A 15769-nucleotide genomic window follows, 5' to 3' on the forward strand; every position below is an offset into this window, starting at 1 on the left:
ACAGGTCTCTCATCCACGGTCTCCTCACGGAGCCTGAATCAGATCGCGACGCTCACATCAATGGGTCCTGACCCTAGCGCGACCGCTTCCCGCCCGACCTTTAGCCGCACTATAACTGGGCCAGTAAAGAACTATAACCCTGATACTGGTCACGGCAATTAATAACCACAATGAAGTCGAGGCCGTGCTAATGCGCGGTCTCGACATATTCCACTGCGAACAACGGACTTTGGCACGTTAATGCTAAAAGATTACTTTTCCTTAGTATCCGCATTAGCGTTAGTTGTATCGCCTTCGGAATCAAGCGGATACCAAACAAACGTGCATTCAGACACCACTCTAGAAATTACAGCCAGCAATTTTTTGGGCTCCAAACAACGCATGCTTTTGCCGCCCGGCGACATGGACCGTCTTACTTCTAGCCTTGGGCTAACAAGCTGCGACCGGCAGCGGTCTTGGTCAGCGGGGACGCTTCATGAAATCGCTCCGTTCCCCGGCCCAGAAGATATATGCATTCGATGGACGTGCGCGATTGACTCCAACATTATGATAACGTCCGGGCGCACCCGTGCAACCGGTGTTGACACTCCGATTATAACGTATTTGCCAAGGGGAAGCTACAATACTGGCATACATCAGGTGATAGCGATTGAGGTGGTCGGCGGACCGGGTGGCAGTATTTCGCCTGGGGAGACCGACGCTTTGGCAATACGGCTGGCTCAGCAGGGGATTACAGTCGTCCGGATAGGATATACCGGAACGAGACATCGGAGCATTTTTCCGGAGCCTGACTTTAGACCCGCTACGCATGAAATCGCGCGGTATACCGGAGAGGTTCGCCGTTTAAACCCCCACGCCAAGATTGTTCTGGTCGGCGAAAGCCTTGGCGGCTTGATAGCCGCGCAAGTCATGGTAGATATGCAGAGTGACACCGTGGACGAGTTGGAGTTGGTGCTTCCATCGTTCTACTCTCCCACTCAGGCACTTTCAAACTTTAAAACAAAGATGGGGGTAAGCCCATCCAATGACTCGTTAATTGCAACTTGGCAACTCTACGAAACGTCGGACCTCCTCAAGTCCGGTTCATACCATATGATCCAGACGCTTAACTTTCTTGGGCATTTCTTTGCCCCTGAAGACCGCACCATTTCGCTCGCTACGCTGTTTAAGAGACTGACGCATGTGAGTACAAATATCTTCTTTCGCGAGGCCGACGTTAGGACTGGTCCCCAGCTCGCATCACATCTAGCGCAATTTAAGAACATTAATCTCGTCCGTCTTAAAGGCGAGGAACATAATATAAGCGGCTACGACGGTCGCTATATAGCTGGACTCATAATGAGGACCATTCGTGACTCTAAACCTGATAGGTAAGTTATAGCTTAGGCGAAGTAGTGCCACACCTCTATTTAGGTTGTTCAATAGAGATCTATGCTTTTTAAGACTCGCCAGGTAATACTTGGTCGCGTGCGTTCGCATTCGGCCAAGGCAATGCTCGCTGGAGACAGAGTCATTCTTGGTCTAAGCGCGGCTGCGTTTCAACGGGCGTGGCTATCCCGAGAGTCCGACCGTCCCGCCTGCCGTCCGATCGAAGGTTGTGATGGGAAAGCAAGTCATTGGCGTGGAAGCTGCGCAGATGCCCAAACCTGCTCAACAGCAGTGACGTATCGGGGTTCTCAAAACATGATCGATTCCGAAAACGTCCGCGCCGTCTTGCTGGCCGTTCCCTTGCGGGAAAGCGTTGGTGAGGCTTGGCCCCGCTTCCTGCGTCGCCCATGATCGGCCGCATGACGAGAGATCTACCCAGATATAGCACTCGATCCTCGCTCCGCGACGATCTAGCCCAGATAGGTTTGAGCGTGGGCGATACCGTCATGGTCCATGCCGCGATGAGCAAGGTTGGTCCGATGCTCAATGGCCCCGATGCGCTTTCCAAGGCCTTGCTCGACGTGATCGGTCCCGAAGGTACGCTGCTAGTCTATACGAGCTGGGACAGCGTACATGACGACTTGCTGGATGATGATGGCCGCGTCCTCGCTCAATGGCGGGACCATGTGCCGGGGTTTAATCCGCAAGCGTCGCGGGCGGTGCGGATGAACGGGATTATCGCCGAGTTCGTCCGCACGATGCCGGGTGCCAGGCGCAGCGGCAATCCCGGTGCCTCGGTCGCGGCGATCGGCAGGCTGGCGAATTGGATCACCTCCGACCATCCCCAAGATTACGGCTATGGCGAAGGCTCGCCGCTCGCCAAGCTGGTCGAGGCGAACGGTCGCATCCTGATGGTCGGCGCACCGTGGGATACCATGACGCTGATCCACCACGCCGATCATCTGGCGGACCTGCCGGCCAAGCGAGTGCTTCGGTACGAGGTGCCCTTCGCTGCCGGGGCGGAAACGGCGTGGCGCTTCATGGAGGAGTTCGACACCATCGAGCCCGTGGTGGAGGGCCTGCCTGAAAACTACATCGAGCAGATCGTCACCGCCTATGTCGCAAGCGGGAGCGGTCGCGAGGACACCATCGGCCTCGCCCCTTCCTTGCTGGTGGATGCTCGACCCATGCTCGCCTTCGCTATCAACTGGTTGGAAGCCCGTGCGGGTGGCATGGCATGAACGCGGCCAGATCGACCGACGACGTGCCGACGCTGATAGCCGTAGGCGCGGCGGTCGCCATCACCGCGTCGCTCGCCCACGAAGCTCTTGGGCACGGTGTCGGCTGTATCGCGGATGGCGGAACGGTGACGCTGCTGACCTTCCTAGTCTTTCGCTGCGCCGGGGCGGGCGTGCTTGCGGACGGGGGTGGGCCGGTCGGCGCGTTTTTGGTTGCCGCTCTCTGTCTGATCCTAGTGCGACGCCTTCGGCCAGCCCCCTCCGTCGCCAGCCTGTTCGGTTATGCGCTGGGCGTTCAGACCATGCTCTGGGTGTGCGCCCAGATGATCCGTGAGGGCATCGATGGTGGCGATGATTGGGGGCATGTCGCGGCTGATCTCACTTGGGCACCGGCATGGCATGTAGTCGTGATTGCGCTCGGGGTCGGCGGTTACGCCGCCACTATCCGAATTGCCGCCCGCCTTGGTGTCTTTCTCGCAAGCGGTAAGCCAGAGAGACTGCTGGTCCCCTACATATCGGCTTGTTTATTCGCGACGGCCTTCGGTGCGCTATGGCATGGCGATCCAGCGGCGTCGGCGCTGGACGGGCTCCTGAGCTTCGGAATGGCTCCCCTCGGCTACCTGTTGGCGATCAGGGCCGTGGCGAGAACTGCCGATGTGCCGTCCCTCCCACCGGTCGAAAGGAGCTACGCTTGGCTAGTGAGCGTCGCGGTGATCGCGGCGACTTTCGCGCTGACGATCGCCAGAGGCATCGGGCGGTTGGCGTAAGGCCATTCCCACAATTCGGCTGGAACGGGTTTTGAGTGGGCTTTTCCTTTCCCGCTCAACCATCGTTGCGGAAAGGCCGAACGCGCCTATCGTCTATCCGGCGGAGGGAGGCATCCATGAAGGCAGAGTGCCAGTGCGGCCAGCTAACGGTTGAGCTTCCCGGCCCCACCCCCGCCGTCGTCGCCTGCCATTGCACCGCCTGCCAGCGGCGTAGCGGATCGCCCTTCGGGTTGATGGCCTACTATCCAGCCGATCAGCTCACCATCGGCGGAGAGGTTCGGCGCTATGAGCGTCCCACGGACGAGGGCAACACGTTTGGGACGTTCTTCTGCCCGACATGCGGTTCGACGGTCTATGCGCGGGCCGGCAAGCACCCGGCCATGATAGGCGTTGCGGTAGGGGCCATCGCCGATCCCGAGTTCCAACCACCTGTGCGATCCGTGTGGGAGCAAACGATGCACCGCTGGATCACGGTGCCCGGCGATGTGCAGCACTTCCCGAAGGGGCGAGGATAGCTTTCCCGATCAACGATCCTATCGGAAAGGGACGTTCGTCTCGATCGCGGTTCCCATTCGAGAAGGGCTCGGCCGTGTCGATCGCCGTTCGCTTGCGTGAATCGGGCGACACCGGGTTACCGCTTCAAGAAGCGCTCTGCCCCGTGGCAAGAGAGGTTGATACCCGTTGTTCGGTGGGCCTCGTCAGACAGGAGGAAAAGGGCCGAGCGAGCCATGTCGTTGGGGTCCGCGATGTAGTTCATTGGCATGGCCTCCGCTATTTTCGCTCGGGCGTCGTCGGTCGGCATCCAGCGATCGAACATATCCGATCGCGTCGATCCCGGCGCGATCGCGTTCACGCCGATAGGGTCGCGGGCATAATTCAAAGCTGCGCACTTCGTGAAACCTCAAATCCTAACTTGATGGCGGCGTAGATGCTGTTCCCGGCCACGCCGATGCCGCCGCCGATGGAGGACGTCGTGACGATCGACCCTCGGCCTTAACTGAGCATCGCACCTGCCCTGTACTTGATGCTCAGGAAGACTCCGCGCAGGTTGATGCTGAGGATACGATCGAAGTCTTCAGCCTTCGCTCCGTGAACCCGGCTGTGCGCGCAGCCGACACCCTCGCTGTTGAACGCGCCGTCAAGGAGGACGTGGCGTTCTTCGCCGATGGCGCGGGCGATCGAGTCCTCGTCCCGCACGTCACATTACATCGCGAAAGCCTTCGAGCCTCGCTCGCGCAATCCGGACGTCAGCGCGTCGGTACCGGTCCATGTGACGCGCCGCGGCAATCACCGTGGCGCCCTCCCGCGCAAAAAGCGAAACCGCCGCCTCGCCGATACCGCTCGACGCGCCGGTAACGACACGACTCTGTCTGCCAGACGCTTGGCAGTGAAGGCCAGGCTGAGGGATTGAGGTAGGTCATCTGATTACTCAAGCGAATAAGCTGATGGCATTCGTTTCCATGATGCGTGACCGCAGGCCGTCGTCGATCAGATTGGTGACGAGGAGGCGGTCGAGCAGTCGCTCGCACACGGCGACAGGCGTGAATGGCCAGTCACTGCCGTAAAGCAGGTGGTCGGGATCGGCGACCCGCAACAGCGCGGCGAGCTGATCGGGTACGGGCGAGCCGGCCAGATCGAACCACATCGCGCGCAGGGCGGCGTGGATATCGCGCGGTGCCGCCGGGTCCGGCTTCAGGCCCAGCTCCATCTGCGTCTCGATACGGCTCGCCAGCACCGGCAGGGCAGCGCCGGCATGCGGCACGACGAGCCGGATGTTCGGATAACGTACGAGCGTGCCCGACACGATCATCTGCGTCACGGTTCGCGTCGTGTCGAAGATGAACTCCAGCATCGGTATCGGATAGCCGAGCGAGATCTTACGCGTGTCGCCATGCGGGGTCGGGAAGCAACCGCACGGCGAGCCGGTGGGATGTAGGAACAGCACCGCTCCGCGTCGATCGAGCTCCGCATAGACTGGCGCCAGCTCGGGATCGCCGAGATAGAGGCCGTGGAAGTTGGTCTCGAACACCACGCCGTCGGCGTGCAACTCGTCACAGGCGCGTGCGATCTCGGCGAGCGCCCCGTCTATGTCAGGTAGAGGCGTCGAGGCGAAGAAGCCGAAGCGATCCGGGTGCTGGCGTTTCAGACGCGCGCCTTCATCATTGACCGCCCGGGCGAGCACGCGAGCGTCGGCATCGTCACCAAGATGTACGCCTGGCGAGGATATCGATAGATAGGCTTTTGCGATCCCCAGCCGGTCCATTGCCGCCAGCGCCTCGTTCTCGCTCCAGGAGGGCGTAGCGGGCATCCCGTCGGGCGGCGACTTGCCGGCCGCTTCCAGCGACCGCACGTAGATGTCGGGCAGATAATGATGGTGGACGTCAATCCGCGATGGTCGCGTCATCCCCGGTCTCCGGATCGACGATCGAATTCGATCAACGCGTCTGCAAAGGCGCGGGGCTGTTCGAGCGGCACGATGTGGTGGCAATCGGCGATATCGACGCGGCGCAGGTCGCGCGCGATCGAGGCAAGCTGGCCATGAATGGCATCGCCCACCACGCCGCCGACGATGGCCAATGTGGCCTGCTCGACTGTCGGGCGATCGGCAAGCGCCTCTCGGATTTGCCGGCCGTTCTCCGCGAACGATCGGTAATGTTCGAAACCGCAGCGCAGCGCCTCGCGGCCGCTGTACGCGGCCACGAACGCATCGCGGATTTCAGGGGGCATCGCAGGCACGTCCTTGTAGAACCAGTCGAGATACGCGCCTTCGTGACCCTCGATCACGGCTTCGGCTAGACCGGGTACGCTGTGGAACCCGAACCACCACGGCGCGCCGCGTGCCAAGAAGCGCTCCGCGCCCGGCAGGTCGCCGATCATTCCCTCGCTGAGCGCCAGCCCCCGGATCAGCGTGCGATGCCGCATGGCGAGCATCCAGGCGACGCCCACGCCGAGATCGATCCCTGCCACCATCGCCTGCTGAATTTCTAACGCGGCTAATAGTCCCGCCATGTCGGCGGCCTGGGTGTAGAGATCGTAGCCGCCCGCTACCCGCGTGCTGCCGCCGAGCCCGCGCAGATCGGGCGCAATGGCCCGGAAGCCGGCGTCGGCCAGCAGCGGCATCACTTCCGCCCACAGCGCTCCGGTATGCGGCCAGCCGTGCAGAAGCAGGACGGCTGGTCCCTGTCCCATCGTGGCGACATGGAGGTGGATGCCGTTGGTGGCGACGTCCAGGTGTTCGATCATGGTCATGGCGGTCTCCGCTGATCGAGCAGACTTGCGTTCTCTTGCAGGCGGTATCAAGAAGATACCAGAAGGTGCTTAGGTGACTTGGAGGTAACCGTTGATCGGAGATCCGCGCGGACCATTCGCCGCCACCTGTCCGACCCGCCACCTGCTCGATCAGGTCGCCGACAAATGGTCGATGCTGGCGCTGATCGCGATCGCCGTGGCGCCGAGGCGGTTCAACGCGCTGAAGCGCGAGATCGAAGGCATCAGTCAGAAGGTGCTGACCCAGACGCTGCGCCGGCTAGAGCGCAACGGCCTCATCTCTCGTACCGTCGAGCCGACCGTACCGGTCAGCGTCACCTATGCGATCACGCCGCTTGGCCGGTCGTTGGCCACGATGATGGAGGAGGTGCGCATATGGTCCGTTGCCAACATCGGTGACGTTCTGGCTGCACAGTCCGGCTACGATCAACGTGCGTCAGTCGCGACCACATCATAATTGCAACCGCATGAGCTTCCCGAGTCTCCATCGATTCTGAGAACGCCCGCACCGTCTCACTGGCCGTTCCCAATTGGGAAAGTCGGGTTGGCAGGAACTGCCTAAGTCGGTCACAGACGCAGCGATCTTATTTCCCTGGCGCCAATATCTCGACGCGCGGTTCTAATGTTCGAAAACCCGCGGGAACGCGTGGCCGGGCGCAAGCGTCATAACCGACCCGGTTATGACACCGCAGGCTTAAATCTCAAACATGCTGAACTGGCACTCGCAGCTCAAAGGCCTTTCCCCCCGGAGGTGGCATAATTAACAACCCGTCTATTGACGCCATCAGCCGCTTGGTGAGCCCTAGCCCAAGGCCATCGGCAGCGGCGTATTTGGATTCGGGAAAGGGAAGGCCATCGTCATCGACGGTAACCGTGACGTCCCCACCGGCGTTCCTATCCAACGTGACCTCAATTTGGCCGGACTTACCTTCCTCATAAGCGTGCTTGATCGCGTTCGTCGCCAGTTCGTTTACCACAAGCGCCAAGGTAGTGATTTCTGTGGAGGAGAGGCCGTCCACCTCCTGTGCAACGGTCAAAAACACGCGGATCGACCTCGGCTCGGCTTGGGCGTGCAGTGCCTCGCACACCTGCCGCAGTGCTGCCTTTAGGGAAAGGTGGCGGTCGCGGTACAGCGTACTTCGGCAACGTGCGAGGACCGCAACTCGCTCCATCGCATCGGCCAAGGCCTGGCGCGTCTCGTCACTGGTGGCGCGCCGGCTCTGAAGCGCCAGCAGGCTAACGACGAGCTGAAGATCGTTGCTGCACCGGTGATTGGTTTCACGGAGCAACAGGTCGTCACTTTGCATCGACTGACGTGCAATGGGTGTGCCCCGCAGCAATCCGTCGCCCGTTTCCCGATTAGCTGAGTTAGTCTGCATAATTGCCCGCTCCCCCGGCAAAGGCAGGTTGATCCATGGACAACAGCGAAACAGATATCGAGCATCGCGTCTGTTGCGTAGGCAACATAGCAGCGGGTCTGATCTGGAGTTTCGAGAGTTACCTTATTACCCGCTGCCGCGGTGAGGACCGCCAACATGAATCAGCCACAGGTAGAAAAGACGGTTCACAAGAACCAGTTATTCGGTGCCTTTGGTGAAGACGTGCGAAGCAGAATGTCCGCCTACATGAAGCCGGTGGATTTCAAGCTGGGAACGACCGTTTGCGAAGCGGGCGGATTATTGAAGCACGCCTACTTCCCGCAGGGGTCCGTTCTTTCGCTCCTTACCGTTCTGGAAAACGGTTCCGAGATCGAGTGTGCGAACATCGGGCGCGAGGGTGCGTTCGGGCTGTTCGCGGCTATGTATAGCCGTGTCTCGTTCAATAGATGCACGGTCCAACTCGAAGGTCCAATGCTCCGATGTGAGATCGAACCCTTGCAGGACGAGTTCCACAAAAGCGCTCACATGCAAGATCTCTTCGTCAGCTACTCGGAGACATTGCTGTCGCAGGTCATGCAGACCGTCGCCTGTAATTCTCTCCATTCCGTCGAAGAGCGGCTCAGCCGCTGGCTCCTTATGATGTACGATCGAGCCGAAGGCGAGAAGCTCACTTACACCCATGAGTTTCTCGCACGCATGATGGGCGCGAATAGGACGTCGGTCACGCATGCAGCGCAATCTTTACAGAACGCGGGCCTTATCAATTATCGTCGAGGGATGATGCAGGTTTTGGACCGCGTCGGATTGGAGGCGGCTTCCTGCGAGTGCTATGCAATCGTCAGGAAGCGGTTCGATGCTTTTCTTGTTCCTCCTTCTACAGCCGTCCAGGAAACCAAGAATGGGCGAACCGCTACTCAGTAGTAATTGCACTCAGACGCATAGTTCATCGCTCGCTGTCGAATGCTTTATCTTGATTATTGTCAGCAGAGTATCACGCTACGTGGATCGCGTGTCACAACCGACGGTCGTGACACCACGATCCGCGGGGTTTTTGTGGGTGATCAGCATTAATCTCTTCCCGTTTTCATGCTTGTGACTGATTTTGGGAAGCCGCTCGCTTTCTCAAAATGCGATCTCAATCTGTAGATATCAGCGCTAATTGGCACGCGCCGTCAGCGATAAATGGCACGTTACGGATAGGTGCGGGATGCTCGGAATCGATCGACTCCGAGAACGACGGTTACCCTCTCGCTGGCGGTTCCTTATTAGGCAGGACTGACTGGGGGATCGCTCCACCACCAATCCCGCGCCGAGCTGGGGCGGCACGCGGATAAATACCAGCTCCGCGAGGCGGTCGCAGCGTCGCGGGCGTCATGCCGGCTTCGCCATGGCCGAGCCGGCCTTGCGCCGGTTCCAGTTGAACCCGATCAAGATCGCCAGCGCCATGATCGCCTGTGCGGCAACAGTCTGGACGGTAGGGAACAGGCCCAGCAACTCGAAACGCGGCACCGCCGACCACGGCGCTATATCGATGATCCCGGCCTCTTGCAGCGCTGAGACGCCCTTGCCGGCCAGCACGATCGTCAGGACGGCCATCAGCCACGAACTGTAGGTGAAGAACTGCCCGATCGGCAGCCTGCCGCTATAGCGCAGCAGCCCCCAGGCGATCCCTGCGAGGACGACGCAGGCGGTCAGTGCACCGGCCAGCATCGCGCCGCCATTCCCCTGCGCGCTCAGCGCCGCGTAAAACAAGATCGTCTCGAATACCTCGCGATAGACCACCACGAAGGCAAGCCCGAACAGGAACCACGCCGACCGGCCGGACAGCGCCTTCGCCATCTTCTCGCGGATATAGCGTTGCCACTGATCGGCCTGCCCCTTGCCATGCATCCAGATACCGACCGTGAGCAGCACGACCGCCGCGAACACCGAGCCAAACCCTTCGGTCAGTTCGCGGCTCGCCCCGCTGATGCCGATGATCCACGTCGCCACCACCCATGTCAGGAAGCCGGCGACGAGCGCGCCGATCCACCCAGCATGGACATAGGGCATGACCTCTGTTCGCTCCGCCTTGCGGAGGAACGCGATCATGGCAACGACGATCAGCAGCGCCTCCAGCCCCTCGCGCAGCAGGATCGTCGCGGCGCCGAGAAAGGTGGACCACGAGCTGCCGGCATTGGGCGATAGTGCCGCCTCGGCATCGTCGTAGAGGGCGTTCAAAACCGCCTGACGATCGGCGAGCTGGTCGGCCTCCTCCTTGGGCACCGCCGCCCGGTACTCAATCATCAACCCCTCGATCCGGGTCTTCAGCGTGCTGTCGCTGGCCCCCAGCATCGGCTCGATCGGCTCGAAGCCGTCGAGATAGGCGGACAGCGCCAGCTCGCTCGCCTTCGTCCGGTCGCCCGCCCGTGATGCGGCGAGGCTGGCGGCCATGCGCTCGCGCACCAGCGATAGCGAGGCCGGCGACACCTGCGTCACCGCTTGCGGATTGCGGCGCAGATAGCCCAGCACCACGTCCGCCTTCGCCTGTCCGATCTTCGCGCCCAGCACCTGCGGCGTCAGGCCGACCAGCGTTTTCAGATCGGGGACGAGCTGGCGGAGCGCCGGGTCGGACTTCCACAGGCGTTCGCCTTCCGCCGCCTGCGCGTCTGAGAAGGCGAAGTGCCCGGCATAAAGCGCGGCCGACCAGCGATCGTCGCTCGATAGTTCATCGAACGCGCGCATCGGCGTGCCGTCGAGCCCCTGCGTCAGCACCTGGTAGAGCGCGAACGTGCTGCGCTCCCGGGCGCGAGCGGCATCGGTGAACGCGATCGGGGGCGTGGTGAGCTTGGCGGCATCGGGGCCATGGCCGTCGCCAGTTATGCCGTGACAGGCGGCGCAGTTCGCTTTGAACAGTGCCTGCCCGCGAGAGAAGCTGGGGGGTGAGTTGGGCGCTAGCGGCACGGGGTAGGCGCGCAGCAGCGAGGCGGCGAGCCCATGCGCCAGATCGGCGACCTGTGAGCCGTCCGCTTTGGCGGCGATCGACGCTTGCAGTCGGGTCACGCCCGCCATGAGCGTGGCGCGCTCCGGCCTGTCGGGGAGGCCGGACACCTTCGCGCCGACCGTCGCCGCGAACTCCTTCTGCTCGGCATATTCGGTGGCGCTGATGACGCGACCCTTTGCTACCGCGCCGCCGTAATCGACCGAGATATAGTCGAGCAGCCGCCATGCGGTCTGCACCGACGTGGCGGTCGGATTCTGGGCGCTGGCTGGCGATGCCAGCATAACGAACCCAAGAGCCAAAACCAAGAATGCCGAAACGCCGCGAATGAGCCGCATTAGCAGATCCAATCCGGACTTTTTCATTTTCGACCACAATCCGGATGCCATGGCTGATCCGTTTGTGGCGACCTGGTTAAGGTTCATCGATCGCCTCGTTGCGCCTCGCAGCGACTATATGTCCAGTGGAGCTGAACCATTGAGCGGTCATGGACGAAAATCAAGCTCTGGGTACGTTCGTCGTCATCTCGAACGCGACCCGGCTCCGGATCGTCCGCTTGCTGATGGCCACCGGGGCGGACGGACGCTCGGCCGGCGCGATCGGCGACGCTCTGCGCGGCCCGCCGCCATCGCAGCTATTTGGCACCTACCTCGTCGGTCTGCCACGTTCATCAAGCCTCATATCGCCGCCTCGCAGACGCCGAATAACGCTAACCTTGCCATTAGCTACGTCATACGCGACTGCATCGTGCGACCAGCAGCAGTCGGCGGGAACGGTGCCGCCCCAGCTGCCCATCGAGTTGAAATACTCGATGAAAAGCAAGCGCCCGGTAGACGAAAAGCCGGGCCCAACCTTAAAACTAACGCCCTTTGCAGAAAGCTTTTTACCGTACGTCGCCAGCCACTTCGCCTTGCTATCAGCGATCTCTTTGCCGTCTTCAAAGACATGAAGATCGTCTGATAAGAGAGAGGCGTAAGTTGCTACGTCCTTGGCCTCGATGACACGAACCAGTTGCCTGCTTAACTCGTCCTGCCCGGGGAGTGATGGCGGGGGAGGAACTTGTGCTAAGCTGGAAGTAGCAGCCGCCATCACCACCAATGCGCCGCCGAGAATTTTGATGTTCATCGCTTAACCTCTTTATGTTGCCTTGGGAGGCGTGACTGGTTGGCGTCCAAGAGTTCGGTACACGGTTGGGCGCGAAATGGAGAACAGTTCGGCCAAATCGCTGATCGAGTAGTCTCCGGTATCGTACATACGGCGTAGCTCTTTCTGCTGACGGTCGGAAAGTTTGGGCTTTTTGCCGCGCAGCTTCCCGTTTGCGCGGGCAACCGCCATGCCTTCGCGCGTCCGCATCCGGATCAGGTCGGCCTCGAACTCGGCGAAGGTGGCGAGGATGTTGAAGAACAGCTTGCCCATCGGGTCGGCGGGGTCGTGGACGCTGGCGCCAAGCTGAAGCTTCACGCCACGAGCGGTGAGTCCGTCGCCGATTGCGCGCGCGTCCGGGACTGAGCGAGCGAGCCGGTCGAGCTTCGGCACGACCAACGTGTCGCCGTTGCGCACTGCCGCCAGTGCCTGGTCGAGGCCGGGTCGATCTCGGTTCGTGCCCGTGAACCCTTTGTCCGTGTAGATCCTGTCGGCTGCCACCCCGAGCTTCAGCAGCGCATCATGCTGGGCAGCAAGATCCTGTTTGTCGGTCGAGCAGCGGGCGTAGCCGATTAGGGTGTGCGTCATCGACCGGACTGTAACGTATAAGGCCCCATCATCGCAAAACATATGGTACTATCTATGTGAGACTCGGCATCCGGCCGTTTTCCGTGGATTGGGCAGCGGCCCGAGACCGGTCCGCTGAACGATCCTCTTTCGGACGGGGCAGATCACCATGACCGATGATCGTAAGTCGGAATCGGGAAGTGCCGAAGTCGCGACACGGATGGCCGTGCTTCGTCGGCACCTCCATGACGCGGTGCCGCTGGACCAAGCCGCGACCGACGCCGGCATCTCGCTCCGCACCGCTCGCCGCTGGCTCGCCCGCTACCGCGCCGATGGTCCGGCGGGGCTGGCGCGTCCTACCCGACCCGAAGCCGGCAAGCGTACCTTCCCGAAAGAACTGGTCGAACTGGTGGAGGGCATGGCGCTGCTCAAACCGCCGCCATCGATCGTGACCATCCATCGCCGTCTCGCCGCCATCGTCGGCGAACGGGATTGGCGAATGCCGTCCTATGGCAGCGTGCGCGATATCGTGCGCCGGATCGATCCGGCGATGCTGACATTGGCGCACGAAGGTGCCGCGGCCTTCCGCGACAAGTTCGAGCTGGTCCATCGACACCGCGCCGAGCGCCCCAATGCGATCTGGCAAGCCGATCATACCCAGCTCGATATCCTGATCCTCGATGCAGGCGGTCGCCCGGTGCGGCCGTGGCTGACGACGGTGCTGGACGATCACTCGCGCGTAATCGCGGGCTACATGGTTTTCCTCGGCGCGCCCTCCGCGCTTAACACCTCGCTCGCGTTGCGACAGGCGATCTGGCGCAAGGCCGATCCGGCATGGCCGGTGTGCGGCATTCCCGATGTGCTGTACGTCGATCACGGATCGGACTTCACCAGCCTCCACCTCGAACAGGCTGCGGCCGATCTGCGTATCCGCCTGATCTACTCGGCCGTCGCGCGCCCACAGGGACGCGGAAAGATCGAGCGGCTGTTCCGCACCATAAACACGGAGTTGCTGGCAGAACTGCCCGGCAATCTGCGCAACGGCAAACCGGTTTCACCTCCGCGCCTGACGCTGCCCGAACTGGACGCTGCGATCGGCACTTACATCGTGGCGACCTATAACGTTCGCCCCCACCGCGCGATCGGCGTGCCGCCCGTGGATGCGTGGCGCGGCGATGGCTGGCTGCCCCGGATGCCGGAAACACTGGAAGAACTGGACTCGCTGCTGGTCATGGTCGCCAAGCCTCGCATCGTCCACCGCGACGGCATCCGTTTCGAGGGGCTGCGCTACTTCAATCCCACGCTTGCCGCCTATGTCGGCGAGCCGGTGACGATCCGCTACGATCCTCGTGACGTAGGCGAGGTTCGGATATTCCATCGCAACGTCTTTCTGTGCCGGGCCGTCAGCCCCGACCATGCCGGCCTGAGTATCACCCTCAAGGACGTGCAAGCCGCCCGCATCGCCTATCGTCGTCGCCTGCGAAGCGAGATCGGAGAGCGGAAGGCCCGCGTTGCGGACTATCTGCCCGCGATCTTGCGCCCGCTGGGTTCCGGCTCGGTGCGCGCCTCAACGCCAAAACCCACGCCTGCCACGTCCCCCGAGGTGACACGGAGCAAGCCGCGTCTCCGCACCTATTACGAGGGCGAGTGATGGCAGACGGCAGCGCTCGCGCCACCAGTTTCATCTCGACGCAGGAACATCGCCGCTTCACCGAGTTTGCCAACGCCGTCCGCAAGCACCGCTACATTGGCTTGTGTCACGGCACGGCCGGCGTCGGCAAAACCCTTTCCGCGCGACGCTACGCGCGCTGGGACGGCGCAGTCGATCTGCTCATGACCTGGGGTGCGCGGCAGGCGTCCGATCTCAAGATATATGCCGACCTTGCCCGTGCGCGTGCCGTGTTCTATACGCCGACAGTCGGCAGCACGCTGCGCGAGCTTCGTCAGGACCTGCCCCGCCTCATCGATCGGGTCGATATCTGTATCGATCAGCATGTCCGGCCCAAGGATCAGATTGTCGTTTCGCCCCGGAAGCATTTCGTCGAACTGCTGATCGTCGATGAAGCCGACCGCCTGTCCAACACGGGGCTGGAATATCTGCGTGACCTGTTCGACCGGCAGGGCATCGGCCTTATCCTGATCGGGATGCCGGGCATCGAAAAGCGCATGGAGCGATACGCACAGCTTTTCAGCCGTGTCGGCTTCGCCCACCAGTACCGGCCCTTGCAGGATCAGGAGCTGACCTTTGTCCTCACGCGGCGCTGGCGCGACCTCGGACTCGCGATGGACGAAGCGGACTTCACCGACGCGCAGGCGGTCGCCACCATCGTGCGGATCACGGGCGGCAACTTCCGTCTGCTCCACCGGCTGTTCGTTCAGATCGAGCGCATCCTGAGGATCAACGGCCTGAACGCGATCACTGACGACGTGGTGGAAGCTGCACGCAGCACCCTCGTGATCGGTGTCACTTAGCGCTGACAGAACGGTGCCAATCAGCTCTGATATCTACATCAATCGGGAAGGCCCTCGCGTTCCCAAATCAGACGCCCACTAGAGACATAGTGACGGACAAGCGGGTCGATACGAGCATGTTCCTTCTGATGCTAGCAACCGCAGCCGCTAACCCTGCTACCGCCCAGATACTGGCCGGGGCCGCCTTCGAGCGCTTCACTGCTCAGACCGATCGATCTTGTCCCGCCAGGAGATTGCGGATGATCAAGCCCGGCGATCTCTCTGGCAAGGAGGAAGATTTCGAGACCCGGCTTTTGTCGCGCAGAAAGGCGCAGCGCACCCTGGCCAACCATGCCGATCAGCGCTGTTCCGGGCGGGACGGACTCTCATGCCCGGATGTCGAGACGCTCGAGGCCATGAACCGCGTAAACCTCCTTCCCTCGTTCAGCAGCTTCGCCTGCTCGCATCGGTAGCTGTGATCGGGATTGCCACTCTCAGGACGATTTTTCTCAGGTAAATTCATAACGGACATTAGGGACTGTGGGGATTCACCGCGAGTTGATGACGGCGGCGGCGAGGTAGATCATGGCCTCGAAGCTCTGGTCGGTT

General features: G+C 61.5%; 17 protein-coding genes and 1 pseudogene. 9 read left to right on the forward strand and 9 right to left on the reverse strand.

Features of this window, described 5'->3' with window-relative positions:
* Nucleotides 1–639: 639 nt before the first annotated feature.
* The 4 genes from HUV01_RS04410 to HUV01_RS04425 all read left to right on the forward strand — a co-directional run bounded on the left by HUV01_RS04410 (nt 640) and on the right by HUV01_RS04425 (nt 3888).
* A complete protein-coding gene (locus HUV01_RS04410; protein WP_174297098.1) occupies nt 640–1374 on the forward strand; it encodes a serine aminopeptidase domain-containing protein in 735 nt (244 codons plus the stop codon).
* A 413-nt stretch (nt 1375–1787) separates the two neighbouring features.
* Complete coding sequence (gene aac(3), locus HUV01_RS04415; RefSeq protein ID WP_174297099.1) at nt 1788–2609, forward strand: aminoglycoside 3-N-acetyltransferase; 822 nt, start codon at nt 1788–1790, stop codon at nt 2607–2609.
* Complete coding sequence (locus HUV01_RS04420; protein ID WP_174297100.1) at nt 2606–3373, forward strand: hypothetical protein; 768 nt, start codon at nt 2606–2608, stop codon at nt 3371–3373. Before aac(3) ends, HUV01_RS04420 begins: the two co-directional genes overlap by 4 nt.
* Before the next feature lie 116 nt (nt 3374–3489).
* Nucleotides 3490–3888, forward strand: coding sequence for a GFA family protein (locus tag HUV01_RS04425; protein WP_174297101.1), 399 nt, complete (start codon nt 3490–3492; stop codon nt 3886–3888).
* A 116-nt stretch (nt 3889–4004) separates the two neighbouring features.
* On the opposite strand, the pseudogene HUV01_RS15420 reads toward HUV01_RS04425, so the two are convergent.
* The 5 genes and pseudogenes from HUV01_RS15420 to HUV01_RS04450 all read right to left on the reverse strand — a co-directional run.
* A pseudogene (locus tag HUV01_RS15420) lies at nt 4005–4259 on the reverse strand (SDR family oxidoreductase); the annotation flags it as partial.
* A 107-nt stretch (nt 4260–4366) separates the two neighbouring features.
* The gene (locus HUV01_RS04435; protein ID WP_174297103.1) at nt 4367–4570 is read right to left on the reverse strand and encodes a hypothetical protein; all 204 of its coding nucleotides are present in this window, start codon (nt 4568–4570) and stop codon (nt 4367–4369) included.
* Nucleotide 4571: 1 nt separating this feature from the next.
* Nucleotides 4572–4781: an SDR family NAD(P)-dependent oxidoreductase gene (locus tag HUV01_RS15425; protein WP_174297112.1), complete on the reverse strand. Its 210-nt coding sequence runs from the start codon at nt 4779–4781 to the stop codon at nt 4572–4574.
* 21 nt (nt 4782–4802) lie between these two features.
* Nucleotides 4803–5777 carry an amidohydrolase family protein gene (locus HUV01_RS04445; RefSeq protein ID WP_174297104.1) on the reverse strand — a complete coding sequence of 325 codons (975 nt, stop codon included), beginning with the start codon at nt 5775–5777 and terminating at the stop codon, nt 4803–4805.
* The gene (locus HUV01_RS04450) at nt 5774–6622 is read right to left on the reverse strand and encodes an alpha/beta fold hydrolase (RefSeq protein WP_217430907.1); all 849 of its coding nucleotides are present in this window, start codon (nt 6620–6622) and stop codon (nt 5774–5776) included. The genes HUV01_RS04445 and HUV01_RS04450 overlap by 4 nt, the downstream gene beginning before the upstream one ends.
* 91 nt (nt 6623–6713) lie before the next feature.
* Between HUV01_RS04450 and HUV01_RS04455 the strand changes: the two genes are divergently transcribed.
* Nucleotides 6714–7097: a winged helix-turn-helix transcriptional regulator gene (locus HUV01_RS04455; protein ID WP_302480020.1), complete on the forward strand. Its 384-nt coding sequence runs from the start codon at nt 6714–6716 to the stop codon at nt 7095–7097.
* Between the two features lie 244 nt (nt 7098–7341).
* Here the strand turns inward: HUV01_RS04455 and HUV01_RS04460 are convergent, their stop codons facing one another.
* Complete coding sequence (locus tag HUV01_RS04460; RefSeq protein WP_254606378.1) at nt 7342–8019, reverse strand: sensor histidine kinase; 678 nt, start codon at nt 8017–8019, stop codon at nt 7342–7344.
* Between the two features lie 156 nt (nt 8020–8175).
* Between HUV01_RS04460 and HUV01_RS04465 the strand changes: the two genes are divergently transcribed.
* Nucleotides 8176–8940 (forward strand): Crp/Fnr family transcriptional regulator, encoded by a 765-nt coding sequence (locus tag HUV01_RS04465; protein WP_174297106.1) that lies wholly within the window; start codon nt 8176–8178, stop codon nt 8938–8940.
* A gap of 450 nt (nt 8941–9390) precedes the next feature.
* On the opposite strand, the gene HUV01_RS04470 is transcribed toward HUV01_RS04465, so the two are convergent.
* The 3 genes from HUV01_RS04470 to HUV01_RS04480 all read right to left on the reverse strand — a co-directional run bounded on the left by HUV01_RS04470 (nt 9391) and on the right by HUV01_RS04480 (nt 12730).
* Entirely contained in the window at nt 9391–11283 is a 1893-nt protein-coding gene (locus HUV01_RS04470; RefSeq protein ID WP_254606379.1) for an FTR1 family protein, read from the reverse strand.
* Between the two features lie 361 nt (nt 11284–11644).
* The gene (locus HUV01_RS04475) at nt 11645–12124 is read right to left on the reverse strand and encodes a hypothetical protein (RefSeq protein WP_174297108.1); all 480 of its coding nucleotides are present in this window, start codon (nt 12122–12124) and stop codon (nt 11645–11647) included.
* Between the two features lie 12 nt (nt 12125–12136).
* Nucleotides 12137–12730, reverse strand: coding sequence for a recombinase family protein (locus HUV01_RS04480; RefSeq protein ID WP_174297109.1), 594 nt, complete (start codon nt 12728–12730; stop codon nt 12137–12139).
* Between the two features lie 148 nt (nt 12731–12878).
* On the opposite strand from HUV01_RS04480, the gene HUV01_RS04485 reads away from it, so the two are divergent.
* The 3 genes from HUV01_RS04485 to HUV01_RS14895 all read left to right on the forward strand — a co-directional run bounded on the left by HUV01_RS04485 (nt 12879) and on the right by HUV01_RS14895 (nt 15633).
* Nucleotides 12879–14360: a Mu transposase C-terminal domain-containing protein gene (locus HUV01_RS04485; protein WP_174297110.1), complete on the forward strand. Its 1482-nt coding sequence runs from the start codon at nt 12879–12881 to the stop codon at nt 14358–14360.
* Complete coding sequence (locus HUV01_RS04490; protein ID WP_042853443.1) at nt 14360–15181, forward strand: AAA family ATPase; 822 nt, start codon at nt 14360–14362, stop codon at nt 15179–15181. Before HUV01_RS04485 ends, HUV01_RS04490 begins: the two co-directional genes overlap by 1 nt.
* Nucleotides 15182–15297: 116 nt before the next feature.
* Entirely contained in the window at nt 15298–15633 is a 336-nt protein-coding gene (locus HUV01_RS14895; protein ID WP_217430908.1) for a hypothetical protein, read from the forward strand.
* Nucleotides 15634–15769: the final 136 nt, after the last annotated feature.

The sequence above is a fragment of the Sphingomonas bacterium genome (assembly GCF_903643035.1).
Classification (GTDB): domain Bacteria; phylum Pseudomonadota; class Alphaproteobacteria; order Sphingomonadales; family Sphingomonadaceae; genus Sphingomonas.